Below are 5,765 nucleotides of genomic sequence, written 5' to 3'. Positions count from 1 at the left end.
CCACCGACCCCGGGGGGCCGGATGGGGAAGCCGGACGTCCCGGCGGTCCGTGCCCGCCGGGTGGGGCTCTGGTGGAGCATCACACACCTTCCGGAATAACTCCGAAAACTATCGGTACCGATGCGGCTGCACGTTAGGGAGAAGTGTCCGAAGTGTCAACGGTTCCGGCGGAACCGGTTCCGCCGTTCCGCGGGCCGAGCGGCTGACGTGCGAGTTCGTCGTGGGGACGCGCGGGGTTCCCCGGGGTGCGCGGCCGGCCTCGGGGCCGGTCGGAAACTTTCCGGCCGTTCCCGGACCGTCGTTCGGGAGACGCGGGCACCGGCGGGACAAGGCCGTCCCCCGGGTCGGGGCGGCCCGTCCGAAACCGATGGGCCCCGGCCGGTGTCGGGTGGGGCGGTGATCGACGCCGTCAGTCGCGGGCCCTCGGCGGGGCGGTACTGGCCCGGACCAACAGCTCGGTGGCCAGCTCCAGGCGCGGGGTCTCGATGGTCTCGCCCCGTGCCATGCGCAGCGCCGTGCGGGCGGCCAGCTTGCCCATCTCCGCCAGCGGTTGCCGGACGGTGGTCAGCGGGGGCGAGCACCACCGCACCTCCGGCAGATCGTCGAAGCCGATCACGCTCACGTCCTCGGGTACCCGCAGCCCGCGGCGGCGCAGCGCCTCGATGGCCCCCAGCGCCATCTGGTCGCTGGCGGCGAAGACGGCGGTGGGAGGGTCGGCGAGGTCCATCAGCACGTTGCACCCGGTGAACCCGGACTGGTGGTAGAAGTCCCCCGACACGATGAGCGAGTCGTCCGCCGGTACCCCGGCCGACTCCAGGGCGGCCCGATGGCCGTCCAGGCGGGCGCGGCTGCACAGCAACCGGGCCGGGCCGGTGACGAATCCGATCCGACCGTGTCCCATACCCAACAGGTGTTCGGTGGCGGCCATGCCGCCGGCCCAGTTGGTCGCCCCGATCGTGGGGACACCCAGGGAGGGCGTGCCGGCCGGGTCCACCACGGTGATCGGCACGCCGAGTCGGTGCAGCTCCTTGTGCAGCACGGGCTCCAGGGCCGAGGTCACCAGGATCACCCCGTCCGAGGCCCGTGCCCGCAGGTTGTCCAGCCACTGTCGGGCCGGGCCCGACCGGTCGTGGATCGCGGAGACCACCGTCCCCACCCCGGAGGCGTGGGCGACCTCCTCCACGCCTCGGATGATCTCCACCGCCCACGGGCTGTCGAGGTCGTTGAAGACCAGGTCGAGCAGGCCCGCCCGGCCGGGCGGGGTGGGCGGCCGGCGCCGGTAGCCGTGCCGCTGGAGCAGCTCCTCCACCCTGGCCCTGGTCGCCGGGGCCACGTCCGAGCGGCCGTTGACCACCCGGGAGACGGTGGGCACCGAGACGCCCGCCTCCCGCGCGATGGCGGTGATGGTGACCTTGCGTTCGACAGTCATGACGCTTCCCCGTGCCCTCCTGGTGCGACCCGCGCGCGGCTCCCGCGGTCCCATCGTCCCATCGGAGGGTACCGAAAAACTTTCGAAATTATTCCGGAAAGAAGACTTGACGGTCCCTCGGGTCCGATCTACAACTGTTCTCGTCAAGCCAGGCGGGGGCATGACAAAGAAAGGGACAGCAATGTCCTCACGGGTGCGCAGAGCCGCCGTGGCGCTCGCCGCCGGAGTCCTGATCTCCGGCGTCGGGATTCACGCGAGCACCATGACCGCTTCCGCGCAGGATTCCACGCTGCGTGCGGCGGCGGAGTCCAGCGGACGGTTCGTCGGCACGGCCATCAACGACAGCCTGCTGAACAACTCGACCTACCGCGCCATCGCGGAGCGCGAGTTCAGCAGCGTCACGGCCGAGAACGCCATGAAGTGGGAGTCGATCGAGCCCAACCGCGGCCAGTACAACTGGGCCGGGGCCGACCGCCTCATGAACTTCGCGGCGCAGAACAACCAGCAGGTGTGGGGCCACGTCCTGGTCTGGCACAGCCAGCTGCCGGGATGGCTCGACAACGGCAACTTCAGCGGTTCCGAGCTGCGCTCCATCATGAACAACCACATCGAGACCTTCGCCGGTCGCTACCGCGGCCAGGTGGACCGGTGGGAGGTGGTCAACGAGATCTTCAACGAGGACGGGTCGTTCCGCGACACCATCTGGCTGCGCGGCCTCGGCGAGAGCTACGTCGAGGAGGCCTTCCGGGCCGCCCGGGCCGCCGACCCCAACGCCAAGCTGTTCATCAACGACTACAACACCGACGGGATCAACGCCAAGAGCGACGCGATGTACCGGTTGGTCTCCAACCTGGTGGCACGCGGCGTCCCCATCGACGGCGTGGGTTTCCAGTCCCACATGATCCTCGGCCAGGTGCCGAGCACCTACCAGCAGAACCTCCAGCGCTTCGCCGACCTCGGGCTCGAGGTCGCCGTCACCGAGCTGGACATCCGGATGAACACCCCGGCCGACCCCACCCGGCTCCAGCGCCAGGCGAACGAGTACGCCTCCGTCACCGAGGCCTGCCTGGCGGTCAGCCGGTGCTCCGGCATCACCGTCTGGGGCATCAGCGACCGGGACTCCTGGATCCCCGACTGGTTCCAGGGTGAGGGCGCGGCGAACCTCTACGACGAGAACTACCAGCCCAAGCCCGCCTACTACGCCATGCGGGAGGCCTTCGGCGGTCCCGGCGGCGGCCCCGGCGGCGGTGACAACGGCGGTCCCGGTGGCAACGGCGGGAACGACGGCGGTGACAACGGCGGTCCCGGTGGACCGGGCACCGGTGAGTGCACCGCGAACTACAGCGTCACCAGCCGGTGGGACGCCGGCTCGGTGGTCGAGGTTCGGGTGACCACCCGTCAGTCCCTCAACGGCTGGCAGGTCTCCTTCGACCTCCCCTCCGGCGTGCGCGTCACCAACGGTTGGAACGCCAACGTCACCCAGAGCGGGAACCGGGTGACCGCGACCAACGCCGACTACAACGGCAACGTCGGCGCCAACGGCACCCTCCAGTTCGGCTTCATGACCGACAGCGGGCAGCAGTACTCCGCGCCGGCCGTGACGCTCAACGGCACCGCCTGCTCCGCGGGCTGACCGATCGCCGTGTCCGGGGCACCGTCCCGGACACGGCACGGCCGGGGCGCCCCGGGTTCACCGGGGCGCCCCGCGAACACCTCTGCCCGGCCCGACGGCCTCCGCCGTCGGGCCGGGAACATCCGTCCGGACCGGGCACGACACGGCAGGACAGGGCGGTGCCGTGCCGGCCCGGACGGCCCCGGCGCCCGGTTCGGGACCGGGCACCGGGGGGAGCCGACGGAATCCGTCGGCTCCCCCCGGTGGGGCCGGTGTCCCGCCTCGTCGAGGGAGACCGGCCGCCACCCGAAACCCGTCCCACCGGGCCCGGTGGGTTCCTGTGCCCACGGTGCCACCGGTGCCACCGGTCACCGCCGGGCGGACCGGCGTCGCTCACGGGCGCCGTCAACCCACCCGCGCGCCGGCGGAGGACCGGCCGATCGGCTCCGTTCCGGAGGTCGGCAGCACCCGACAGGGCAGCACCGCCACCGACCGCCCTGGGTTGTCCGGCTCGTCCAGGCACCGCCCGTCGGTCAGCGCGAAACGCTGCTTGAGCAGTGGCGAGGCGACGAAGGGGATGCCGTCGGCGGTGGCTCCCACCAACCCCCGGGAGAGCACCATGGCGCCGGCGAAGGGATCGCGGTTGTCGATCGCGTGCAGTTCCCCGGCGCGGGTCAGGAAGATCGCCACCTGGCGCCCGTCCGGCAACAGCGCGGCCACCCCGCGCCCCGGCGTCAGTCGCTCGACGGCACACACCGTCACCCACCGCCCGTCGGGGTCGGAGGGCGACATCCGCACCTGCACCGCGCCCGTGGAGGCGGACGCCCCGGAAGTTTTCGTGGAGCGGGGTCGGTCGATCGCGGTGGTCATCGGGTGCTCCCCTCGAGGGTGCGGACCGGCAGCTCCGGCCCGGCGAGAATCGTCAGATCCGGCTTGACCTGGTCCCGTTCCGGCACGAACCGCACCGTCGGGTCCGGGGCCTCCGGGGCGTTCACGAAGGAGACGAAGCGGCCCAGCTTCTCCGGGTCGTCCAGCGTCGCGGCCCACTCGTCGCGGTAGTGCGCGACGTGGGCGGTCATCAGCGCCTCCAGTTCGTCACAGATGCCCAGCGAGTCGTGCACCACCACGTCACGGACGTGGTCGAGGCCGCCCTCGATCCGTTCCAGCCAGACCGAGGTGCGCTCCAACCGGTCGGCGGTGCGGATGTAGAACATCAGGAACCGGTCGATCAGCCGGATCAACTCGGCGTCCGACAGGTCCTGCGCCAGCAGATCCGCGTGACGGGGCGTGGCACCCCCGTTGCCGCCCACGTACAGGTTCCATCCCGAGGAGGTGGCGATCACCCCGAAGTCCTTGGACTGCGCCTCCGCGCACTCCCGGGCGCAGCCCGAGACCGCCGACTTCAGCTTGTGCGGCGAACGCAGCCCCCGGTAACGGAGCTCCAGGTCGATGGCCATCCGCACGCTGTCCTGCACGCCGTACCGGCACCAGGTCGAGCCCACACAGGACTTCACCGTCCGCAGCGACTTGCCGTAGGCGTGGCCGGACTCGAACCCGGCCTCCACCAAGCGCGCCCAGATCATCGGCAGTTGGTCCACCCGGGCACCGAACATGTCGATCCGCTGGCCACCGGTGATCTTGGTGTACAACCCGAAGTCGCGGGCCACCTCACCGATCACGATGAGCTTCTCCGGGGTGATCTCCCCGCCGGGGATCCTCGGCACCACCGAGTAACTGCCGTTCTTCTGGAGGTTGGCGAGGAAGTGGTCGTTGGTGTCCTGGAGCGCCGCCTGTTCGCCACCCAACACGTGGTTCTCCGCGCCGATGGTCGGGGCCAGCGAGGCGATGATCGACGCGACGGTCGGTTTGCACACCTCGCAGCCCTCCCCACCGCGGGCCTCCGGGCGGCCGTGGCCGTCCAGCAGCTCCCGGTAGGAGGTCAGCCGCAGCGCCAGCACGATCTCGTACAGCTCCTGCCGGGTGTGCGCGAAGCACCCGCACAGCCCCTTGTCCACGGTCACGCCGCGCGACTCCAGCTCGGCGTCGAGCAGCTGCCCCAGGACCTTCACGCAGGAACCGCAGCCGGTGCCGGCCCGGGTGCACGCCTTGACCTGCGGCACCGTCGTGCACTCGTGGTCGGCCACCGCCGCCCGGATCGCGCCCTTGGTGACGTTGTGACAACTGCACACCACCGCCTCGTCCGGCAGCGAGGCCGGCCCCAGCGCGGTCGGCGGGGCCAGGCCGGCCGGCAGCACCAACTGCTCGGGCGCGGCCGGCGGCACGTTTCCGACGAGCGGGCGCAGCAACCCGTAGGACTCGGCGTCGCCCACCAGCACCCCGCCCAGCAGGGTGCCGTCCGCGCCCACCACCAGCTTCTTGTAGACCCCCGCCCGCGAATCGGAATAGACCACGTCCAGGCAGTCCGGGGAGCGGCCGTGGGCGTCACCGAAGGAGGCCACGTCCACGCCCAGCAGCTTGAGCTTGGTGGAGGTGTCGGCACCGGTGAAGCCCGCCCCGGTGTCCTCCCCGGCGATCGCCCGCGCGGCGGCCGTCGCCATCTCGTAACCCGGCGCCACCAGGCCGTAGACCATGCCGTCCACCGCCTTCGCGCACTCGCCGATGGCGAAGACGGCCGGGTCGGAGGTGCGGCAGTCGGTGTCCACCACCACCCCGCCGCGTTCCCCGACCTCCAGCCCGGTCTCCCGGGCCAGCGCGTCGCGGGGC

4 protein-coding genes are annotated in these 5,765 nt (G+C 71.5%); 1 reads left to right on the top strand and 3 read right to left on the bottom strand.

The window, feature by feature from the left end; genetic code table 11:
- Nucleotides 1-409: 409 nt before the first annotated feature.
- On the bottom strand, nucleotides 410-1,429 hold the full coding sequence (locus FNQ90_RS10655) for a LacI family DNA-binding transcriptional regulator (protein WP_182606152.1): 1,020 nt from the start codon (nucleotides 1,427-1,429) through the stop codon (nucleotides 410-412).
- A 193-nt stretch (nucleotides 1,430-1,622) separates the two neighbouring features.
- On the opposite strand from FNQ90_RS10655, the gene FNQ90_RS10650 reads away from it, so the two are divergent.
- On the top strand, nucleotides 1,623-3,062 hold the full coding sequence (locus tag FNQ90_RS10650; RefSeq protein WP_323379872.1) for an endo-1,4-beta-xylanase: 1,440 nt from the start codon (nucleotides 1,623-1,625) through the stop codon (nucleotides 3,060-3,062).
- Nucleotides 3,063-3,446: 384 nt separating this feature from the next.
- On the opposite strand, the gene nirD is transcribed toward FNQ90_RS10650, so the two are convergent.
- Complete coding sequence (nirD, locus tag FNQ90_RS10645) at nucleotides 3,447-3,833, bottom strand: nitrite reductase small subunit NirD (RefSeq protein WP_228471029.1); 387 nt, start codon at nucleotides 3,831-3,833, stop codon at nucleotides 3,447-3,449.
- 74 nt (nucleotides 3,834-3,907) lie between these two features.
- Nucleotides 3,908-5,765: nitrite reductase large subunit NirB (gene nirB, locus FNQ90_RS10640; RefSeq protein WP_182606150.1), on the bottom strand; the 1,858-nt coding region annotated here is incomplete at its 5' end.

This window comes from Streptomyces alkaliphilus, assembly GCF_014141535.1.
GTDB classification, from domain to species: Bacteria; Actinomycetota; Actinomycetes; order Streptomycetales; family Streptomycetaceae; genus Streptomyces; species Streptomyces alkaliphilus.
The sequence above is the reverse complement of the archived record's forward strand: the minus strand, read 5'-3'. Positions and strand labels throughout refer to the sequence as shown.

Excerpts from the sequence above, each read along its gene's own strand:
- FNQ90_RS10655 (WP_182606152.1), bottom strand. The coding sequence starts at position 1,429 with ATGACTGTCGAACGCAAGGTCACCATCACCGCCATCGCGCGGGAGGCG.
- nirD (WP_228471029.1), bottom strand. The coding sequence starts at position 3,833 with ATGTCGCCCTCCGACCCCGACGGGCGGTGGGTGACGGTGTGTGCCGTC.